We start from the raw sequence: 18,766 nt of genomic DNA on the forward strand, positions 1-18,766 counted from the left end.
GACTCGGGCAATTTGGCATCCAATCACCGGGTCCGCCCGTTGGTCCACCAAAGGACAATGCCATGATCGATCGATTCCGCCGCCCCCTCTCCATTGCGCTCGGTGCGCTTGCGACGACCGCGCTCGGCGGCTGCTATTATGGCAGCGTCAACGGCGCCGGTTATGCGTCGAACAGCTATGCGTGCGAGACGCGCTATGGCGCCGGCTATTACGACGAATATGACCCCTATGCCTATGACGACGGCTATGGGTACGACTGTTACGACGGGTCCGACTATGGCAGCGGCTTTGTCCAGATCGGCTTTGGCGGCGGCTGGTACGACGATTATTATTACCCCGGCTACGGCATGTGGATGTTCGACAATTACCGCAACCGCTATCCGCTGAACGGCCAGTATCTGAATTACTGGGGCGGCCGCCGCGCGTGGTGGCGTCACCATGGCGGCCGCGGCGACGGCCACTGGAACCGTCCGGGCCGCGGCGATCAGGATGGTCGCCCCGGACGTCCGGGACGCCCCGGCGGCTGGAACGGCAACGATCGCGACAACGACGGACCGCGCGGCAACCGCCCGCCGCCGCCGGGTGCCGGCAACGGCAACTACCCGCCGGGCACGGCCAATCCGGTGCGTCCGGGACGTCCCGACCGCGGCCCCGGTGCAGGCCGTCCGCGTCCGTCGCGCGATGGCAATGTCGGCAGCGGGCGTCCGCGCCCGCCGGTCGCGGGCAACCCCGGCGGCGTCCGCAATCCCCTGCCGCCGCGCGGCCAGGGCGCGGTCAGCCAGCCCCGCCCGGCGCCGGTCGCGCGCCCGGCACCCGTGGCACGGCCGGCACCCGCGGACCGGGTAAGCCGCGCCGACCGCGGCAACAACGTCCGCGAAGACTGATCGGTTCGATAGTTAGTTCGATAGGTTAGAGCGTCAGGCCGCGGGGGAACCCGCGGCCGGCTCGTCCTTGACCCCCGCCGACACCACGGTCGCAGCGACCAGATCGCCGATCACGTTCAGGGTCGTGCGGCACATGTCGAGGAAACGGTCGACGCCGAGCACCAGGCCGATGCCCGCCGGCGGCACCCCGACCATGGCGAGGATCAGCGCGATCACCGGCAGCGATCCGGCCGGCACCCCCGCGGTGCCAATGCCGCCCAGGATGCACACCGCCATCACCATGATCTGTTGCTGCAGCGTCAGGTCGACCCCGAAAAATTGCGCGAGGAAGATCACCGTCACCCCTTCGAACATCGCGGTGCCGTTCTGATTGGCGGTCGCGCCAATAGTCAGCACGAAGCGTGCGACACGGTCGGGCAGGTGCAGGCGGTCGCGCGCCACGCGCAGCGCGGTCGGCAGCGTCGCGTTCGACGACGCGGTCGAGAAGGCCATCACAAAGGCCTCCTGCGTTTCGCGGAAAAAGGCGATCGGCGATTTTTTGGCCAGCGTTTTGAGCAGGATCGGGAAGACCACGAACATCTGGATCCCGAGTGCGAGCAGCACGACGCCGACGAACGCCGACAGACGCACGAGCAGGTCGACCCCGAACTGCGCGCCGAGGTTGAACATGAAACAGAAGATCGCGATCGGCGCGAGCTGGATGACCAGCCCGATCAGCTTCATCGCGACCTCGAACACCCCCTCGATCGCGGCTTTCAGCGCCTGGGTCTGCGGCGTCTGCACCATCATCAGCCCGATGCCGAAAAACAGCGCGAAGAACATCACCGCGAGCACGTCGTTCTCGGACATCGCGAGGAAGAAATTGTTGGGGACGATGGCGACGATGGCGTCGGCGCCGGATTTGGCCTCGCGGCTCGACTGGATGATGCTGCCGGCGCGTTCGGCGCCATCGGCGATCAGCGACTGCGCCAGCGCCGGATCGACCCCCGCCCCCGGCTGCAACAGGTTGACCGCGAGCAGGCTGATCACGACGGCGATCGACGACACGGCGATGGTGTAGATCAGCGTGCGCAGCCCGACCGTCTTGAGCGCCCGCATCTCGCCCATTTCGGCGACCCCGACGATCAGCGCGGAGACGAGCAGCGGGATGACCAGCATGAACAAGAGGCGCAGGAAGACGTCGCCGACCTTGCCGAGATAGAAAATGACCTCCGCCACCCAAGGCTGCCCGGCGGCGCCGTAATGCGCCGCAAGCCCGGCGAGCAGGCCGCCGACGAAGCCGAACAGCATCCGCCATTGCAGCCGCTTGGCGCGGGCATCCTCGCTCATCGCCGCGGGCGCCACCATGGTTGCTTCGGCCATCCTCATTCCCCTTGTCGCGACCGTATAAACCGCGACCCTAGCCGCCGGTCTGAGCCCGCGCAACCGACGCGGAGCGCGCTCAGGTCATGAAAAAGACGATGGCGAAACAGGTCGATACGCCGGTGATGATGTTCAGCGGCACGCCGATCTTGACGAAATCGACGAAGCGATAGTCGCCGGCGGCATAGACGATGGTGTTGGTCTGATAGCCGATCGGGGTGGCGAAACAGGCCGACGCGCCGATCATCAAGGCGAACAGCAGGGGCCGCGGATCGACCCCCAGTTCGGCGGCGATCGCCAGCGTCACCGGCGCCATCAGCGCCGCAACCGCATTGTTGCTGAGCAGTTCGGACAGGATCAGCGCAAAGAAATAGATGCCGAACACCAGCACCCAGGCGGGCGCATCGGCGAGCGAGGGTTTGACCCAGCCGACCATCATCGCGACCGCGCCGCTGTTTTCGAGCGCCAGCCCGACCGCGAGCATCGCAAAGATCAGGATCAGCACGTCGCCGTCGATCGTCCCCCACGCCTCTTCGCTGTCGATGCAGCGGGTGACGAGGATGACGCCGATGGCGATGATCGCCGCGACCCCGATCGGCAAGATATCGAGCGCGGCGAGCGTCACCACTGACAGCATGCAGAGGATCGCGATCCACGCCTTGCCGCGGCGGAAGGCGCGCACCTTGGCGAGATCGGCGCCGATCAGGTGCGGATTGTCGCGAAGCGCCTCGACCTCGCGCGGGCCGCCGGCGACGAGCAGGCGGTCGGCGGGGCGGATGCGGACGCTCGCGAGGTCGGGGCCGGGCTCGTGCGCGGGGCGGTCGAGCCCGATGATCCGCGCGCGGATTTTCTGTAGGAAGGGGATGTCGGCGAGCCGCTGGCCGATGGCGGGGTGGTTCGATGCGACCATCGTTTCGACGACCATGTCGCCCTCAGCCGGGTCGCCGCTGCCGATGCCGAGCCGGAAGCGCCCCTGTTCGCGCCAGGTCATCAACGTCGCGCCGTCGACGCGGACGATCAGCCGGTCGCCCTCGGCGAGCGTCCAGCGCTCGAGCTCGGCGCCGCGGACCACCGCCGAACCGCGGCGGACGCCGATGACGCGCCCCGACCGCGGCAGGTCCTTGAACATTTCGACGCGCTCGCCGACCAGATAATCGTCGGCCTGGAGCACCAGTTCGGTCAGATACTGGTGCGAATCGGCGGTCCCCGCGGGGCCGCTGATCGGCCGGTCGGCCGGCAGCAGCCACCACATCAGCGCGAGGCCGATCATCCCCGACGCGGCGGTGACCAGCCCGATCGGGGTGATCTCGAATATCCCGAAGCGCTCCATCCCGGCGTCGCGGACGATGCCGTCGACGACGAGGTTGGTCGAGGTGCCGATCAGCGTCAGCGTGCCGCCGAGCACGGCGACGATCGACAGCGGCATCAGCAGCTTCTTGGCGCTGATCCCGGTCACTTCGGCGAGCTTGATCATGATCGGCAGCAGCACGACGACGACCGGCGTGTTGTTGAGGAAGGCCGAGGCGACGAGCGCCCCGACCAGCACCTCGACGATCGCCAGGCGCGGGTGTTTTTCGGCGCGCGCCATGATCTTGTCGGCGACGCGCTGGATCACCCCGGTGCGGATCAGCGCCCCCGACAGCACGAACATCGCCCCGATGACAATCGGCGCGGTGTTGGAAAAGACCGAATACATCGCGTCGGCGTCGAGGATGCCGAGCGCCAGATAGACGCAGGCGCCGACCACCGCGATCACCGTCGCGGGCAGCCGTTCCATCACGAAACCGGCAAAGATCGCCGCGAGCACGACGAGCGAAATCACCGCCTGATGTGCGTCGATGAAGGTGCGAACCGCCTCGATCACGCCGCGGTCACCCGCATTGTGCGCGGTGGAGCAGTTTGTGATCGGCGAGTACGAGCGCCATCATCGCCGCGACCACCGGCGCCCCGCGAATGCCGACGCACGGATCGTGGCGGCCCTTGGTGACGATGTCGGCGGCCTCGCCCGCCCGGTTGACGGTGGGGACGGGGGTGAGGATCGAGCTGGTCGGCTTGAACGCGACGCGGACGACGACCGGCTGGCCGGTCGAAATGCCGCCGGCGATGCCGCCGGCGTTGTTCGACAGGAAATCGGGGCGGTTGCTGCCGTCGGTGGCAGGGCGCATCGGATCGGCATTTTCCTCACCGCGGAGGCGCGCGGCGTGGAAGCCCGCGCCAATCTCGACGCCTTTCACCGCGTTGATCCCCATCATCGCGGCGGCGAGGTCGCTGTCGAGCTTGGCATAGATCGGCGCGCCCCAGCCGGCGGGGACACCGCTCGCGGCGCATTCGATGACGGCGCCGAGCGAGCTGCCCGCCTTGCGCGCCGCGTCCATCAGTCCCTCCCAGCGCTGCGCCGCGGCGGGGTCGGGGCAGAAAAAGGGATTGCGGTCGATTTCTTCGAGGTCGAAGTTGGCGGGATCGATCGCGTCGCCGCCGATTTCGGCGACCCAGGCGTGGATCTGGACTTCGGGGATGACCAGCCGCGCGACCCCGCCCGCGGCGACGCGCGCCGCGGTTTCGCGCGCGCTCGACCGGCCGCCGCCGCGATAGTCGCGGATGCCGTATTTGGCGTCATAGCTGTAATCGGCGTGGCCGGGGCGATAGGCCTGCGCGATCTCGCCATAATCCTTCGAGCGCTGATCGACATTGTCGATCATCAGGCTGATCGGGGTGCCGGTGGTCTTGCCTTCGAACACCCCCGACAAGATGCGCACCTGATCGGGCTCCTGCCGCTGCGTCGTGTGGCGCGACTGGCCGGGGCGGCGTTTGTCGAGGAACGGCTGGATATCGGCCTCGGACAGCGACAGCCGCGGCGGGCAGCCATCGACGACGGCGCCGAGCGCGGCACCGTGGCTCTCCCCCCAGGTCGTGAAGCGAAGAACGCGCCCGAAGCTGTTGAAACTCATGCCAGCGCGATGTCCGGCGCGTCTTCCTGCTTCATGCCGATCGTGTGGTAGCCGGCGTCGACGTGATGCGTTTCGCCCGTCACCCCGCTCGCGAGATCGCTGAGCAGATAGAGCGCCGAGCCGCCGACGTCGTCGATGGTGACGTTGCGGCGCAGCGGGGCGTTGAACTCGTTCCATTTCAGGATCAGGCGGAAATCGCCGATGCCCGACGCGGCGAGCGTCTTGATCGGACCGGCCGAGATCGCGTTCACACGCACCCCCTGCGGACCATAATCGTTGGCGAGATATTTGACGCTGGTCTCGAGCGCCGATTTGGCGACGCCCATCACATTGTAATGCGGGATGACCTTTTCGGCGCCATAATAGCTCAAGGTCAGCAGCGAGCCGCCGCCCTTGCCGGTTTCGGGATCGAGCGGCGGCATCATCGCCGCGGCGCGCCTGGCCACCGCGGTGAAGCTGTAGACGCTGATGTTCATCGTCATCAGGAAATCGTCGAGCGTGACGTCGGCATAATGGCCGCGCAGCGCCTCCTTGTTGGTGTAGCCGATCGCGTGGACGACGAAATCGATCGTCGGCCAGCGTGCGCCCAGCGTCGCGAAGGCCGCGTCGAGGTTGGTCATGTCGGCGACGTCGCAGTCGATCAGCAAATCGCAGCCGAGCTGGTCGGCGAGCGGTTTCACCCGCTTCAGCATAACCTCGCCCTGATAGCTGATCGCCAGCTCGGCGCCCGCGCCGTGCAGCGCCTTGGCGATGCCCCAGGCGAGCGACTTGTCGTTGGCGAGCCCCATGATCAGCCCGCGTTTGCCCTTCATCAGACCCGTCATATATTTTCTCCGGCCCCTTTGTGCGTCACTTTGATGTCGTCCACAGGCCCAATAGCGTCGCGGCCCAAATCCTCAACCTCGACGAGCGCCGCGTTGAGTTCGGCCCCGATCACCATACCCAGTCCGACGAGATAGAAAAAGAACAGCGCGACCATGACACCCGCGAGGCTGCCGTAGGTTGCGTCATAGCTGAGCAGGCTGGCGAGCAACGGCGGCAGCGCCAACGTAACGCCGATCCACCACAGGGTCGTGAACAGCGCGCCGGGCCATTTCGGGCATTTCTTCAGCCGCCGGTATTTCGACGGGGTCAGCGTGTAGAACAGCATGTAGATGGCAAGGAACAGGCCGGCGCCCGACACGCCGCGGGAAATCGCGACGACGCCCCACGACTGATAGGCGGCGGGCAGGAACCGCGTCACGAATTCCTCGATCCCGACGATCAGCACCTGCATGCTGAACGACAGCAGCATCAGCACCACGGCGCCGGTGATGATGCCGATCGACAGCAACCGGTAATGGAAGAAGCCCTTGGAAAAATGGGTGCCATAGGCGCGGCGGAGGATGTCGCGGATCGTTTCGACCAGACTGCCCACCGTCCACAGCGCGACGAGCGCGCCCAGCCACAGGAAAATGCCGGTGCGCGCGCTCATCACCTCGCTGATCGGTCCCGACAGCGCCCTCGCGACCGTCGGCGGCATCAGCGAAAACACCGCGCCGACCGCCGCTTCGCCGCCGGCGCTGCCACCGAACAGGCTGAGCGCCGCGGCGAGCAGGATGAAGAAGGGAAACAGCGCGATCAGCGCCAGATAGGCGAGATTGCCGGCGTGGATGAAGCCGTCGGTATAGGTGCCGACGACGACGCGGCGCACGATATGAAAGGCGCGCGTCCCCGGCCCCAGCGTCTTGCGACCGCGGTGGATGATCCCCTCGGCGCGCGCGCGCAGCTTGATCCGCTTGTCGCGCTCGGCGCGCGCTTCGGGCGAATGCGGCGACTGGCCGCCAGCCAGAAACTCCCGGCCGACCTCCTCGGCAACCTCGCGCTCGAGCGCGGCGGCATCGGCCGGTTCGGTGCGATCGGTCACCAATTACCCACCCAGGTCCGCGCGCACCGCGCGGTCGTCGGTCCACGCGCCGACGAATTTCGCCAGCTCCGGGTCTTCTGCCGGCAGGTCGATCATCAGCCGCACCAGCTGGTCGCCGCGACCGCCGCTTTTCTGGCTGAATCCCTTGCCCTTCAGCCGCATCACCTTGCCCGAGGTCGATCCGGCGGGGATCGACAGCATCACCGGGCCGTCGACCGTCGGCACCTTGACCTTGGCGCCCGCGACCGCCTCGTTCAGCGTGATCGGCAGGTCGAGGCGGATATTCGCGCCTTCGCGGACATAGAATGGATGGTCCTTGACGCTGATCGTGACGATACCGTCGCCGTTGCCGCCCGGCCCCGGCTGCCCCTTGCCGGCGAGCCGCATCTGAGTGCCCGTCTCGACCCCGGCGGGCAGCTTCAGGTCTATCGTCCCGCCATCGGCGAGCGTGATCCGCTGCGGCGCCTGCGTCGCGGCGTCGACGAACGACACCGCCAGGCGATAGGCGACATTGGCGCCCTTGGGCGGCGGCGCGCTGCGGCCGCCGAAACCGCCGAACGGGCTGCCGCCACCGGCGCGGCCGCCGAACAGCCCTTCGAACAGGTCGGAGATATCCGCGCCCTCGCCGCCGAAGCCGCCCTGCGGGCCGCCGCCGCGCGGATCGCCGCGAAACCCGCCGCCGCCATAACCGAAGGGCATCGCCGGATTGCCGTCGGCGTCGATCTCGCCGCGGTCGAACTGGGCGCGCTTCGTCTTGTCCGACAGCAGGTCATAGGCCCGCGTGACGTCGGAGAATTTTTCCGACGCCTTTGGATTGTCCTTGTTCTTGTCGGGGTGCAATTCCTTGGCGAGCTTGCGGTACGCGGTCTTGATTTCCGCGTCGCTCGCGTCCTTTGCGACGCCCAGGGTGGAATAGGGATCTGCCATATCGCTCCAATAGCCCGATAAGATGTTGGGCGGAAAGGCCCGATTGCGCCGCGATGTGGTAATGTCGCGCCGCGGGGTCAAGTTCCGTGGCCGGTCGATGAAACTCGACCATCGCGCTCCACCGCATTATGACCGCGCGCATGACAACCGATCCCTTCGCGCTGTTCGACGCCTGGTTCGCCGAAGCCCGCGCCAGCGAGCCCAACGATCCCAATGCGATGGCGCTCACCACCAGTGCGCCCGACGGACAGCCGTCGCTGCGCATGGTGCTGCTGAAGGGGCATGGCCCCGACGGCTTCGTTTTCTACACCAACCTCGACAGCCGCAAGGGCGGCGAGCTGGCGGCCAACCCGCAGGTCGCGCTGCTGTTTCACTGGAAGTCGCTGCGCCGCCAGATCCGCATCGAGGGGCCGGTGACCCCGGTCGACGCCGCCACCGCCGACGCCTATTTCGCCACGCGCAGCCGCGATTCGCAGCTCGGCGCGTGGGCGAGCGACCAGTCGCGCCCGCTCGACCGCCGCGAAACCTTCGAGGCCCGCTTTGCCGAGGCGCAGGCGCGCTTCGCGGGCGGCGACGTCCCGCGCCCGCCGCGCTGGTCGGGGTGGCGCGTCATCCCCGACGCGATCGAATTCTGGCAGGATCGCGCCCACCGGCTGCACGAACGCACGCGTTTTACGCGCGATGGCGACGGCTGGGCGAGCGGGCTGCTCTACCCATGAGCTGGCGCCGCCTGCCGATCACCCAGGTCGATGCCTTCGCCGACCGCGCCTTCACCGGCAACCCGGCGGCGGTGATGCCGCTCGACGAATGGCTGGGCGACGCCATGCTCCAGGCGATCGCGGCCGAAAACAACCTCGCCGAGACCGCCTTTCTGGTCCCCGATGAAAGCGACGCCGCCGATTATGAATTGCGCTGGTTCACCCCGACGGTCGAGGTCGCGCTGTGCGGTCATGCGACGCTGGCGAGCGGCCATGTCCTGCTGTCGGCGGCGCCGTGGCGCGAGGAAATGCGTTTTCGCACCCGCAAGGCGGGCATTTTGCAGGTCGCGCGCGCCGGTGGCAAGGAAGGGGGCGACGACGGCGACGGCGACGAACGCTATCGCATGGCGCTGCCCGCCTATCCGCCTGCGCCCAAGGCCATGCCCGATATCGTCGATGCGCTTGGCGGCGATGCGGTGGAAACCTTGTGGCATCCGGGCGGCTATGCCTTGATCGTCTATGCCGACGCGGCCGCCGTGCGCGCGCTGGCCCCCGATTTCCGCGCGCTGAAACAGGGCGGCGACGTCCTGTACATCGCCACCGCGCCGGGCGGCGGCGATCCGTCGGGCGCCGATGTCGTCAGCCGCGCCTTTGCGCCCGGCGCCGGGATCGACGAAGACCCGGTGACCGGATCGGCGCACAGCGTGCTGACGCCCTATTGGTCGGCGCGCCTCGGCCGCGACAGCTTCGCCGCCTATCAGGCGAGCAAGCGCGGCGGCCATGTCGGATGCCGGATGGACGGCGCGATGGTCGAACTCAGCGGGACGTGCGTGACGACGCTGGTGGGCGAGTTTCTGCTTTAAAATCGCTGGCTAAGCGAAGGTCAGCTTTGGGGTGGAAAGCGGACGTTAGCAGCTATTGAGCCCCCGGGGACGAAGCCTGCCCAAGAGCCGTCGAGCAAGTTCGCGCTCGTATTCAGTTATGTATATCGAACCCTCGGCAGCGGCCAAGCATCGGAGGGCAGCTTGCGGGTCTCGTCTCACGCCTTGCCCGCGTAAATAGCACTTTGCTAACTCTAGGTTCGCGCTTCCGTCTCCCAGCCCTGCTACACGCTGCCACCAGCGGAACGTTTGACGCCAGTTCTTTTGCTCTCGGTAAAGAATGGCAATGTTTGCTCCTGCGACGGTGTCGCGATCAATGCGCCATGCCCGACGGTAAAGGCGCATTGCCGCTACCTTATCGGGGTCCACTCCGATTCCAACGTCGAAGAGGTAAGCAAGGCGACAAAGACACATGCTGTCGCCGAGCGACGCTCCACGCTCAAAGGATCGAAGCGCAAGGTCGTAGTTGCCTGCCTCTTCAGCAGCATCGGCGATGCGGAACAGGGCCTCTGTGCTCACCATAGCAGCTGCTTAACACCGAAATTGATCACGCCCTAACGTCCACAACCGGTCGTTAAAGGCCATCCCCAATCCGTTCGTGTCGAGCGAAGTCGAGACACGCGTCGACCTCACACCACGCCGATGGGCATCTCGACTTCGCTCGATGCGAACGGGGTTAAGTAGGGCAGCTTCTGGTCGGATGCCGTCTTTCAAATATTTCGCGCAGAGGCGCAGAGATAGAGATGTTGTTCACACGGAGGCGCGGAGACGCGGAGAAGAAAGACGAAGCGGCGCAGCCGCTCACCATGCAGAGCTGGGATTGCCTGACCATTCGACGCTAAATCCATCCGCTACGGCCGCAACTCCGCGTCTCCGAGTCTCCGCGTGATTCCTTTTCGTCTTCTCTGCGCTCTCTGCGGACTCTGCGCGAAACCTTATAGCCTTGACGTGCGCAACGCGTCGCAATCGGCACTTTCCGGTCCTCCCTGCCGGGTTGCCGTGAGCAATTGTCCGGATTGGCGGGAAGCGGACGGGGCCGATTATCCTCCGTAGGGTGGTGGAGGGGTGCGGGAGGGCATACGCAAGCGTTCGACACCGCGTGCCCCTCCACCATGCTTCGCATGGTCCCCCTCCCCGTGCCGGGGAGGAGCGCTGCCGCCGCAACCGTTCGGGCCGACGCCGCAACGTCCGGGTTCAAAGCGCCGCGGTCAAATCCGCCAGGTGCCGGCGCAATTCGGGGAACTGGTCGTCCTTCGTCACGCCCAGCCGCACGATCGTCACCCGCTGCGATGGCGAGACGATGATATATTGGCCCTGGTGGCCGATGCAGGCGAACAGGTCGTTGGGGCCGCGGTCGGGCCAGAGCGCGGCGTTGGAGCCCGGCGGGCGGCGGCGGTTGAGCCAGATATGGCCGCCATAGCCGCCGTCGGTCGCCGAGGGCGCCAGCATGAAGTCCATCCATGTGGCGGGCAGCAGCCGCTGGCCATCGACGACGCCGTCGTTGCGCAGGAACTCGCCGAATTTGGCATAGTCGCGTGCCGTCGCGTGCATGATCGATCCGCCGATCATCGTGCCGCTGGCGTCGAATTCGGGGGTCAGGCTGGTCATGCCGAGCGGTTCGGCGAGGCGCCCGGCGATGAAGTCGCGCATCGCCTCGCGCCGCGCGTCGGGGTTTTGCGACGGGGTCAGCGTGTCGGCCAATATGTCGGCGAGGATGACGCTGGTCGCCGAGCTGTAGTTGAAGACCTCGCCCGGCCGCGCCGCCGCGGGCTTCGCCTCGGCAAATCCCGCCATGTCGCCGGCGCCGCCGCCGAACAGCATCGCCACAGTGTCGCCGTCCCACACCGGATCGCCGTTTTCGACATGCTCCAGCCCCGCCGACATGTGGAGCAGGTTCTTGAGCGTGATCGCGCCGCGCGGGTCGCCGCTGCGCTGCCATGCGGCAACCGGCGCCGCGCCGTCGAGCGACAATTGCCCGTCGGCGACGAGGAAACCGGTGAGCACCGCGGTGATGCTTTTCGCCATCGACCAGCTGATCAGCTTGCTGTCCGGCCCGAAGCCCGCGGCATAGCGTTCGTAGATCGGCTTGCCGTCGCGCAGCACGTACAGCGCGCGCGTCTGCCCGACCGCCTCGGCGTCGGCGAACAGCGCATCGGCGCGCGCCTTGACCGCGGGCGGGAGCGCGGGGAGCAGCGGCAGCGTGTCGACCTGCATCGCGGGATCGGGCGCGGCGCCGAACTGCGGCCCCGGCGCGGCGGGGGCGATGGCGCCCGGCGCCGCCGCGTGCGACAGCGACCATCCCGCGAGGAGGAGCAGCGCGGCACTTGCCAGCATGGCTTTTTTCGTGATCATGGCGTGGTGACTAACACCAACCCACCCGCCACGGCAACGCCCGACCCGGTGCCGCCCGCACCGCCCGTCGCGCCGCCCCCAGCCGCGCCGCCGCCGACGCCCGAAATCCCCGACCGGTTGCGCCGCAAACGGCGGCCGAGCCGCTGGGGCGGCTGCCTGCCGTGGGCGCTGCTGATCGCAGTGCTGCTTGCCGGATTCGCGATCTGGAAATTCCCGTCGTTCAAGGCGCAGGCCGAACTCGGATCGGCCTATGCCGCGCGCGTCGGCTGTTCGTGCCGCTATGTCCAGGGGCGCAGCCTGGACAGTTGCCAGAGCGATTTCGAGCCGGGGATGGAGATGATTTCGCTGGCCGAGGATCCCGCGACCAAAACGGTGTCCGGCGGCGTCCCGTTGCTTGCCTCGCGCAGCGCGCGTTACGCAGGCGCGAGCGGCTGCCTGCTCAACCCCGCTAACTGACCCCCCGACCTAGGCGGTGCGATCGAGGAAGGCGTCGATCGCGGCATTGACCGCGTCCGGCGCCTCCCACGGCACGAAATGGCCGCATCCCGGCACTTTGACGATCGTCGCATCGGGCACCAGCGCACCCAGGCCGTCGAGATTGCACGGCGGCAACGCGACGTCGTCGAGCGCCCACACCACCAGCGTCGGGATCGTCAGTTTCGGGAAGGGCGCCGCGGGCGGATCGGCATAGGGTTCGTCCATCGCCGGCACGACCAGCGGCGAGGCGCGATACCAGTCGATCATCGCGCGGCACGTGTCGCGGTCCTCCCAATCCTTCAGGAACCGGGCGATCTCGTCGGGCTCGGCCATCCCGCCGCTCGGCACGCGGCCGGCAAAGGCGTGCGCGAGGATGCCGGCGATGCCATGCTCCGCAATGATCGCGTCGCTCGCCGGGTCGCGGAAGGTGCGGATATACTGGCTCGCGGCGCGCTGTTCGGCATTGGTCGCGAGCAGGCGCTGAAAGATCCCGGGGTGCGGCGCGTTGGCTATCACCGCGCGGGCGACGCGCCCCGCCCACGCCGGATGCAGCCCGCCCGGCTGGCCGCCGAGCGCGACCCCCCACGCAATCGCGCCGCCCCAGTCGTGGCCGACGATGGTGAAGCGCTCGACCCCCAGCGCATCGGCCATCGCGAAGATATCGGCGATCAGCTTGTCGGGGGTGTAGGCGGCGACGTCCTGCGGCTTCGACGAGCCCCGATAACCGCGCTGGTCGGGAGCGATGCAGCGAAAACGCCCGGCGAAATGCGGCAGCTGGTGGCGCCAGGTGCGGTGCGATTCGGGAAAGCCGTGGAGGAAGATCAGCGCCGGGGCGTCCTTCGGCCCCAGATCGACGACGTCGAGTTCGACCCCGGTGGAAAGCGCCAGGCGCTGCTGTTCGAAATCGCCCGGCATCGGCGCCGCTCCTTTGGTTTCTATTCGAAACCAATCTGGCGTTGCGCGGCGCGGCTGGCAAGTGGGTCTGTCGCGGTCAGGGATAACTGACCGTCTTGGGCACCTCGGGGATCGGGATGAACTCGTCGCTGTCGCCGGGCACCAGCGGGAATTTGCCGTCCTTCCAGTCGTGCTTGGCGTCGTTGATGCGGTCGCGCGACGAGCTGACGAAATTCCACCACACATGGCGCGGGGTTTTGAACGCCTCGCCGCCGAGCAGCATCACCCGCGCGTCGCTGGCCGCGCGCAGCGTCATCGCCTGCCCCGGCTTCAGGATATAGAGGCTGTGCCGCTCGAGCGCTTCGCCGTCGAGGCTCGCGTCGCCGAGCGCCACCAGCACCGCGCGCTCGTCGGCCTCGGCCTCGATCGGGATCGACGCGCCGGCGTTCATCACGATGTCGGCGTAGATCGTCGCGGCATGCTGGGTGATCGGCGAGGTCGCGCCCCACAATTGCCCCATGATGATGCGCGCCGACACGCCGTTATCCTCGATCAGCGGCAGTTCGTCCTTCGCGACATGCTCGAACGCCGGGTCGATCTCTTCCTTGCCGTCGGGCAGCGCGAGCCAGGTCTGCATCCCCGAAATGCCCGATCCGGTCGCGCGCTCGGCGGCGGGGGTGCGCTCCGAGTGGACGATGCCGCTGCCCGCGGTCATCAGGTTGCACGCGCCGGGGCGGATCGTTGCGAGGGTGCCGAGGCTGTCGCGATGATCGATCGCACCCTCGAACAAATAGGTGACCGTGGCGAGGTTGATGTGCGGGTGCGGGCGGACGTCCATGCCGGCGCCGATGTCGAAATGCGCCGGGCCGAACTGGTCGACGAAGATGAACGGGCCGACCATCGTGCGCGACTTGTTCGGCAAGGTCCGCCGCACCTCGAACGCGCCGAGGTCGTGGGTCGAGGGGGTGATGATATCCATCGTCATGCCGCAGTCTCCCGCAAGATTTTCGCCATCGCCTTGCCCTTCGCCAGCTCGTCGATCAATTTGTCGAGGTAGCGGATTTCGCGCATCAGCGGCTCGGCGATCTCCTCGACGCGGATGCCGCAGACGACGCCCTTGATCTGGTCGCGCGCGACGTTCATCGCGGGGGCTTCGGCGAAGAAGCTCTTGAAATCGGTCTTCGCTGCGATCTGCGCGTCCAGCTGTCTCTGGTCATAGCCGGTCAGCCAGCAGAGTATCTCGTCGACCTCGGCCTTCGTCCGGCCCTTGCGCTCTGCCTTCGTCACATAATGCGGATAAACGCTGGCGAAGCTGGTGGAGTAGATGCGGTGTTCGGCCATGGTCGATCGCCCTATTCGTCCGGCGCCGTCGCTCGGATCGCCAGCGCGTGGACGCGCTGACCGGGCAGGTCGCCGAGCGCCTTGTTCACCGCGCGCTGGCGCATCACGCGGTTCATGCCGGCAAAGCCCGCCCATTCGATGTTGAGGCTGAAATGCGACTCGCCCGATCCGTCGTCTCCGGCGTGACCGTGATGGCTGGCGCTGTCGTTGCTGACGGTGAAATCGGCGTCGGGAAAGGCGGCGCGCAGCAGCGTTTCCATTTCGGTCTGGACGGGGCCTGTGGTCATGTCCGCAATCCTAACCTGTCGGCCGCCCGATGGAAATGGGGTCGCGGCATATTGGCGCGCCGCACCGGCATGACGGGGCGGCGCAGGCCGCCCCGCCATCGTCATTCGTCCTCGGTTTCGCTTTCCATCGGCTTGGGCGCGATCGGCGAAATCGGCGCGCCGGTCTTGCGCGGCAGCCCGATGTCGTCGCCGATCAGCTTGCCGCCGCCGTGGACGCCTTCCAGCTTGGTGTCGTCGATTTCGACGGCCGTTTTCTTGTCGGTCATTCATCGTCTCCTTCGTGCTGGCGAAGCCCGGATATGTCCGGCCCTTCGCAGGAGCGACCCCGCCGCGCATTGCGTTGCCCGATCAGGCTAGGGCGATTCGCCCCGCGGGGCAAATGACCGCGATCACAGCAGCGCCGCGCCGGCTTCGGGGTTGACCCGGCGCCGGGCATCGCCACATGAGGGAGCCTGTCCCAATCTTCGCGCCGAGCCATTTTGCCCTCTCCCTCCCGCCCCTCCCGTTTCCATGGCCGCGTCGCTCGCGAAGAGCCCTGCGCCGTGCCCGGCTGCCGCGAGGCCGGCGAATTTCGCGCCCCGATGGCGTGGACGCGCTCGCCCGACGGCCCGCCGCAATATCGCTGGCTGTGCCTCGACCATGTCCGCGAATTCAACGCCGGCTATAATTTCTTCGAAGGCATGACCGCCGACCAGATCATGGCGGCGCAGTCGCCGATGGCGGGGTGGGAGACTGAAAGCCGCACCTTTCGCGCCGCCGGCAGCGCCGACCTGCCGCCGCGCTGGGCCGATTTCAAGGATCCGATCGACGCGCTCGGCGCCCGCTTTCGCCAGCGCATGGACGAAGCGCGGCGCGAAGCCGCCAATCCCGGGCTGTCGCGCGAGGAGCATGGCGCGATGCAATTGCTCGGCCTGGCCGCCGACGCCGACCGCGCGACGCTGCGGCGGCGTTACAGCGAGCTCGTTCGCCGCTATCATCCCGACCGCAACGGCGGCGACCGCAGCTACGAGTCGCGGCTCGGCGAAGTCGTCGCCGCCTATCAGTTGCTGCGCAAGACCAAGGCTTTTGCATAAGGGAGCGGCACGATGAGCGAATTGGACGCTGAACTCGATAGGGCCCGGATCGAGGTCGTTCGCCGCCACATGGCGCTGGAAATCACGCACGACTGGGACGGCGTCATCGCGACCTTCGACCACCCGCGCTATGAACTGCTCGGCCCCGGCACCGTTTTCGATGGCGAGACGGCGGTGCGATCCTATTTCGCCGCGTCGCGCGAACCCTTTCCCGACCAGGCGAACGAGGTCATATCGATCGCCGCCGATGCCGCGACCGACACCGTGCTGGTCGAATTCTGGCTGACCGGCACCCACCTCGGCCCGCTGAAGCTGGGGATGCGGACGATCGAGCCGACCGGCAAGGCGTTCCGTATCCGCATGGCGGCATCCTTCGAGTTCGCGCCGGGCCGCGACAAGATCGTCTGCGAACGCCCTTACTACGACCAGTCGGCGGTGATGAAGGCGCTCGGCCTGCTCTGAAAGGCGTTGCAAGCTGCAACCCATGGCGATACCGCGACGGCGATGCGCCGCCATGCGGCGACTCTCCCCAATTTGCCTTGCTGGACCCTTGCCATGACCGATATCCCGAACAGCCTCCCCGATCATCACGGCTCGACGCTGCTGGCGGCGCCCGACACCGAGATCGACGCGCGCGAGATGTTCGGCGTCGATGTCGACATGAAGGTGCCGGCGTTCAGCGAGGCCGACGCGCGCGTCCCCGATATCGACCCGACCTATGTCTTCGACGGCGACACCACGCTCGCGATCCTCGCGGGCTTCAAATACAACCGCCGCGTGATGGTGCAGGGCTATCACGGCACCGGCAAGTCGACGCATATCGAACAGGTCGCCGCGCGCCTCAAATGGCCGTGCATCCGCGTCAATCTCGACGCGCATATCAGCCGCATCGACCTGGTTGGCCGCGACGCGATCGTGCTGCGCGACGGCCAGCAGGTCACCGAGTTTCGCGAAGGGCTGCTCCCCTGGGCGTTGCAGACCCCGACCGCGCTGGTGTTCGACGAATATGACGCCGGGCGCCCCGACGTCATGTTCGTGATCCAGCGCGTGCTGGAGACCGAGGGCAAGCTGACCCTGCTCGACCAGAACCGTGTCATCCGGCCGAACCCCTATTTCCGCCTGTTCTCGACCGCGAACACGGTCGGGCTGGGCGATACCAGCGGGCTGTATCATGGCACGCAGCAGATCAACCAGGGCCAGATGGACCGCTGGAACATCGTCGTCACGCTGAACTATCTGCCCGCCGCGACCGAAGCCGCGATCGTCCTCGCCAAGGTGCCCGACACCGACGACACCACGGTGGCGAACATGGTCAAGGTCGCGGACCTGACGCGCCAAGGCTTCATCAACGGCGACATTTCGACCGTAATGTCACCGCGCACGGTGATCAGCTGGGCCCAGAATACCGCGATCTTCAACAGCCTCGGCTTCGCCTTCCGCCTGTCGTTCCTGAACAAGTGCGACGAGGCCGAACGGATGATCGTCGCCGAATATTATCAGCGCGTGTTCGGCGAAGACCTGCCCGAAGGGGTGGTCGGCAAGTGAAGCTGGCCCCCGGCATCGCGGTGGCCGCCATCGCGTCGATGCTGTCGGGATGCGGGATTGCCGCGGTGGATTACGGTCCGGTCCGCCATGCCGACTATGTCGCCGCGCCGCGCTGCACCGCGCAGCCGGGCGCCGTGATCGACGGCGAGGCGCTGCCGCTGTTCTTTGCCACCACCCGGCTGCCCGATTGCCGCACCGACGATGTCACGCTGATGCGCCACCGCGGCGAGAAAATCCGCTATGGCCGTTTTACCGCGCCGCGCGAAGTCGAAGTGGCGGGCAAGAAAAAGCTGCGCACTCCGATGGCGTTTCAGGATTCGGGCGACTGGTGGCGGGCGTTGCAGGCCGAAACCGACCGGCGTCAAGGCCGCGTCCTGCTCTATGTCCATGGCTATCGCGAAACGTTCGAAACGACGTCGAAGGACGCGGCGCAGATCGCGCGGATGACCGGTTTCGACGGGCCGGTGATCGAATATAGCTGGCCGTCGCAGGGCGAGGTGCTGAGCTACGCGGTCGACGAAACCAACATGTACCACGACGTGCGCAATTTCCGCGACTTCCTGAAAACCCTCGCCGAGCGGCCGTGGGTCAAGGAAATCGTCGTCGTGTCGCATTCGCTGGGCGCGCGGCTGGTCATTCCGGCGATCGCCTTCGTCGATCGCACCTCGAGCAACGCCGACAGCAGCAATATTTCCAACGTCATCCTCGCCTCGCCCGACATCGACCGCCAGACCTTCGAACGCGACATCGAGGAAGAGGTGCTGTCGCCGCGGCGCGTCGCCAACAACCGGCGCATGGCGGTGTATGTCTCGCACGCCGACAAGGCGCTCGCCGCGTCGCGCGCGCTGCACGGTTATCCGCGGCTTGGTTCGCCCTTCTGCTTCGACCCGTTCGAGGCGGGCGACCTGAAGGCGAAGGGGCTGCCCGTCCGCTGCTATGCGTCGGCGGTTCCCGGACTGACGGTGATCGACACCACCGACGTGTCGCGCGGCGCCACCGGGCACAGCAATTTCCTGCGCAGCGCGGTGGCGTGCAATGATTTCATCGATGTGGTCGCCGACAAGAGGGCGCGGCCGGCGCGGCTGGCGACCCACCTCGCGCATGTCTTTCGCCTGGTCCCCGACCCCGCCGATCCCAAGCCCGACGACAATGGCATCTGCAACCGGCTCGCGGCGGTGAAAGCGCCGTAGG

General features: G+C 67.2%; 21 protein-coding genes. 8 read left to right on the forward strand and 13 right to left on the reverse strand.

The genetic code is table 11. From position 1 onward, the window contains the following. Nucleotides 1–62: 62 nt before the first annotated feature. On the forward strand, nucleotides 63–884 hold the full coding sequence (locus tag HEQ22_RS11330) for a hypothetical protein (protein WP_432768002.1): 822 nt from the start codon (nucleotides 63–65) through the stop codon (nucleotides 882–884). Between the two features lie 33 nt (nucleotides 885–917). On the opposite strand, the gene HEQ22_RS11335 is transcribed toward HEQ22_RS11330, so the two are convergent. The 6 genes from HEQ22_RS11335 to HEQ22_RS11360 all read right to left on the reverse strand — a co-directional run bounded on the left by HEQ22_RS11335 (nucleotide 918) and on the right by HEQ22_RS11360 (nucleotide 8,027). Then, entirely contained in the window at nucleotides 918–2,246 is a 1,329-nt protein-coding gene (locus tag HEQ22_RS11335) for a dicarboxylate/amino acid:cation symporter (protein ID WP_432768003.1), read from the reverse strand. 79 nt (nucleotides 2,247–2,325) lie between these two features. Beyond that, nucleotides 2,326–4,110 (reverse strand): SLC13 family permease, encoded by a 1,785-nt coding sequence (locus HEQ22_RS11340; RefSeq protein ID WP_432768004.1) that lies wholly within the window; start codon nucleotides 4,108–4,110, stop codon nucleotides 2,326–2,328. A gap of 7 nt (nucleotides 4,111–4,117) precedes the next feature. Continuing rightward, nucleotides 4,118–5,194, reverse strand: a complete 1,077-nt coding sequence (gene aroC, locus HEQ22_RS11345; RefSeq protein ID WP_432768005.1) for a chorismate synthase — start codon at nucleotides 5,192–5,194, stop codon at nucleotides 4,118–4,120. Further along, entirely contained in the window at nucleotides 5,191–6,018 is an 828-nt protein-coding gene (locus HEQ22_RS11350; RefSeq protein ID WP_432768006.1) for an SDR family oxidoreductase, read from the reverse strand. Before HEQ22_RS11350 ends, aroC begins: the two co-directional genes overlap by 4 nt. Then, the gene (locus tag HEQ22_RS11355; RefSeq protein WP_432768007.1) at nucleotides 6,015–7,100 is read right to left on the reverse strand and encodes a YihY/virulence factor BrkB family protein; all 1,086 of its coding nucleotides are present in this window, start codon (nucleotides 7,098–7,100) and stop codon (nucleotides 6,015–6,017) included. The genes HEQ22_RS11350 and HEQ22_RS11355 overlap by 4 nt, the downstream gene beginning before the upstream one ends. Nucleotides 7,101–7,103: 3 nt before the next feature. Beyond that, complete coding sequence (locus tag HEQ22_RS11360; protein WP_432768008.1) at nucleotides 7,104–8,027, reverse strand: DnaJ C-terminal domain-containing protein; 924 nt, start codon at nucleotides 8,025–8,027, stop codon at nucleotides 7,104–7,106. 140 nt (nucleotides 8,028–8,167) lie between these two features. Between HEQ22_RS11360 and pdxH the strand changes: the two genes are divergently transcribed. After that, a complete protein-coding gene (pdxH, locus tag HEQ22_RS11365) occupies nucleotides 8,168–8,746 on the forward strand; it encodes a pyridoxamine 5'-phosphate oxidase (RefSeq protein ID WP_432768009.1) in 579 nt (192 codons plus the stop codon). Further along, nucleotides 8,743–9,588, forward strand: a complete 846-nt coding sequence (locus HEQ22_RS11370) for a PhzF family phenazine biosynthesis protein (RefSeq protein WP_432768010.1) — start codon at nucleotides 8,743–8,745, stop codon at nucleotides 9,586–9,588. The genes pdxH and HEQ22_RS11370 overlap by 4 nt, the downstream gene beginning before the upstream one ends. A gap of 45 nt (nucleotides 9,589–9,633) precedes the next feature. On the opposite strand, the gene HEQ22_RS11375 is transcribed toward HEQ22_RS11370, so the two are convergent. Both HEQ22_RS11375 and HEQ22_RS11380 read right to left on the reverse strand, forming a co-directional pair. Further along, nucleotides 9,634–10,128 (reverse strand): tetratricopeptide repeat protein, encoded by a 495-nt coding sequence (locus tag HEQ22_RS11375; protein ID WP_432768011.1) that lies wholly within the window; start codon nucleotides 10,126–10,128, stop codon nucleotides 9,634–9,636. A gap of 672 nt (nucleotides 10,129–10,800) precedes the next feature. Further along, a complete protein-coding gene (locus HEQ22_RS11380; protein ID WP_432768012.1) occupies nucleotides 10,801–11,958 on the reverse strand; it encodes a serine hydrolase domain-containing protein in 1,158 nt (385 codons plus the stop codon). A 6-nt stretch (nucleotides 11,959–11,964) separates the two neighbouring features. Here HEQ22_RS11380 and HEQ22_RS11385 point away from each other — a divergent pair, with 6 nt between their 5' ends. Continuing rightward, complete coding sequence (locus tag HEQ22_RS11385) at nucleotides 11,965–12,414, forward strand: hypothetical protein (protein ID WP_432768013.1); 450 nt, start codon at nucleotides 11,965–11,967, stop codon at nucleotides 12,412–12,414. 9 nt (nucleotides 12,415–12,423) lie between these two features. Here the strand turns inward: HEQ22_RS11385 and HEQ22_RS11390 are convergent, their stop codons facing one another. The 5 genes from HEQ22_RS11390 to HEQ22_RS11410 form a co-directional block, all read right to left on the reverse strand. Then, a complete protein-coding gene (locus HEQ22_RS11390) occupies nucleotides 12,424–13,350 on the reverse strand; it encodes an alpha/beta fold hydrolase (RefSeq protein WP_432768014.1) in 927 nt (308 codons plus the stop codon). A gap of 76 nt (nucleotides 13,351–13,426) precedes the next feature. Then, a complete protein-coding gene (locus HEQ22_RS11395) occupies nucleotides 13,427–14,314 on the reverse strand; it encodes a pirin family protein (RefSeq protein WP_432768015.1) in 888 nt (295 codons plus the stop codon). Then, nucleotides 14,311–14,670, reverse strand: a complete 360-nt coding sequence (locus tag HEQ22_RS11400; RefSeq protein ID WP_432768016.1) for a DUF2200 domain-containing protein — start codon at nucleotides 14,668–14,670, stop codon at nucleotides 14,311–14,313. The genes HEQ22_RS11395 and HEQ22_RS11400 overlap by 4 nt, the downstream gene beginning before the upstream one ends. An 11-nt stretch (nucleotides 14,671–14,681) precedes the next feature. Then, complete coding sequence (locus HEQ22_RS11405; protein WP_432768017.1) at nucleotides 14,682–14,957, reverse strand: BolA family protein; 276 nt, start codon at nucleotides 14,955–14,957, stop codon at nucleotides 14,682–14,684. A gap of 101 nt (nucleotides 14,958–15,058) precedes the next feature. Next, nucleotides 15,059–15,223, reverse strand: coding sequence for a hypothetical protein (locus HEQ22_RS11410; RefSeq protein ID WP_432768018.1), 165 nt, complete (start codon nucleotides 15,221–15,223; stop codon nucleotides 15,059–15,061). Nucleotides 15,224–15,499: 276 nt separating this feature from the next. On the opposite strand from HEQ22_RS11410, the gene HEQ22_RS11415 reads away from it, so the two are divergent. The 4 genes from HEQ22_RS11415 to HEQ22_RS11430 all read left to right on the forward strand — a co-directional run bounded on the left by HEQ22_RS11415 (nucleotide 15,500) and on the right by HEQ22_RS11430 (nucleotide 18,765). Beyond that, nucleotides 15,500–16,030, forward strand: coding sequence for a J domain-containing protein (locus HEQ22_RS11415; protein ID WP_432768019.1), 531 nt, complete (start codon nucleotides 15,500–15,502; stop codon nucleotides 16,028–16,030). 12 nt (nucleotides 16,031–16,042) lie between these two features. Further along, on the forward strand, nucleotides 16,043–16,492 hold the full coding sequence (locus tag HEQ22_RS11420) for an ester cyclase (protein ID WP_432768020.1): 450 nt from the start codon (nucleotides 16,043–16,045) through the stop codon (nucleotides 16,490–16,492). 93 nt (nucleotides 16,493–16,585) lie between these two features. Beyond that, the gene (cobS, locus tag HEQ22_RS11425; RefSeq protein ID WP_432768021.1) at nucleotides 16,586–17,575 is read left to right on the forward strand and encodes a cobaltochelatase subunit CobS; all 990 of its coding nucleotides are present in this window, start codon (nucleotides 16,586–16,588) and stop codon (nucleotides 17,573–17,575) included. Further along, nucleotides 17,572–18,765 (forward strand): alpha/beta hydrolase, encoded by a 1,194-nt coding sequence (locus tag HEQ22_RS11430; RefSeq protein ID WP_432768022.1) that lies wholly within the window; start codon nucleotides 17,572–17,574, stop codon nucleotides 18,763–18,765. The genes cobS and HEQ22_RS11430 overlap by 4 nt, the downstream gene beginning before the upstream one ends. The last annotated feature ends 1 nt before the right edge of the window (nucleotide 18,766 follow it).

Source organism: Sphingopyxis sp. (genome assembly GCF_050916055.1).
Lineage (GTDB): Bacteria > Pseudomonadota > Alphaproteobacteria > Sphingomonadales > Sphingomonadaceae > Sphingopyxis.

Coding starts and splice junctions, on each gene's coding strand:
- HEQ22_RS11330 (WP_432768002.1), top strand. CDS start 63: ATGATCGATCGATTCCGCCGCCCCCTCTCCATTGCGCTCGGTGCGCTT.
- HEQ22_RS11335 (WP_432768003.1), bottom strand. CDS start 2,246: ATGGCCGAAGCAACCATGGTGGCGCCCGCGGCGATGAGCGAGGATGCC.
- aroC (WP_432768005.1), bottom strand. CDS start 5,194: ATGAGTTTCAACAGCTTCGGGCGCGTTCTTCGCTTCACGACCTGGGGG.
- HEQ22_RS11350 (WP_432768006.1), bottom strand. CDS start 6,018: ATGACGGGTCTGATGAAGGGCAAACGCGGGCTGATCATGGGGCTCGCC.
- HEQ22_RS11360 (WP_432768008.1), bottom strand. CDS start 8,027: ATGGCAGATCCCTATTCCACCCTGGGCGTCGCAAAGGACGCGAGCGAC.
- pdxH (WP_432768009.1), top strand. CDS start 8,168: ATGACAACCGATCCCTTCGCGCTGTTCGACGCCTGGTTCGCCGAAGCC.
- HEQ22_RS11370 (WP_432768010.1), top strand. CDS start 8,743: ATGAGCTGGCGCCGCCTGCCGATCACCCAGGTCGATGCCTTCGCCGAC.
- HEQ22_RS11375 (WP_432768011.1), bottom strand. CDS start 10,128: ATGGTGAGCACAGAGGCCCTGTTCCGCATCGCCGATGCTGCTGAAGAG.
- HEQ22_RS11380 (WP_432768012.1), bottom strand. CDS start 11,958: ATGATCACGAAAAAAGCCATGCTGGCAAGTGCCGCGCTGCTCCTCCTC.
- HEQ22_RS11390 (WP_432768014.1), bottom strand. CDS start 13,350: ATGCCGGGCGATTTCGAACAGCAGCGCCTGGCGCTTTCCACCGGGGTC.
- HEQ22_RS11395 (WP_432768015.1), bottom strand. CDS start 14,314: ATGACGATGGATATCATCACCCCCTCGACCCACGACCTCGGCGCGTTC.
- HEQ22_RS11400 (WP_432768016.1), bottom strand. CDS start 14,670: ATGGCCGAACACCGCATCTACTCCACCAGCTTCGCCAGCGTTTATCCG.
- HEQ22_RS11405 (WP_432768017.1), bottom strand. CDS start 14,957: ATGACCACAGGCCCCGTCCAGACCGAAATGGAAACGCTGCTGCGCGCC.
- HEQ22_RS11410 (WP_432768018.1), bottom strand. CDS start 15,223: ATGACCGACAAGAAAACGGCCGTCGAAATCGACGACACCAAGCTGGAA.
- HEQ22_RS11420 (WP_432768020.1), top strand. CDS start 16,043: ATGAGCGAATTGGACGCTGAACTCGATAGGGCCCGGATCGAGGTCGTT.
- cobS (WP_432768021.1), top strand. CDS start 16,586: ATGACCGATATCCCGAACAGCCTCCCCGATCATCACGGCTCGACGCTG.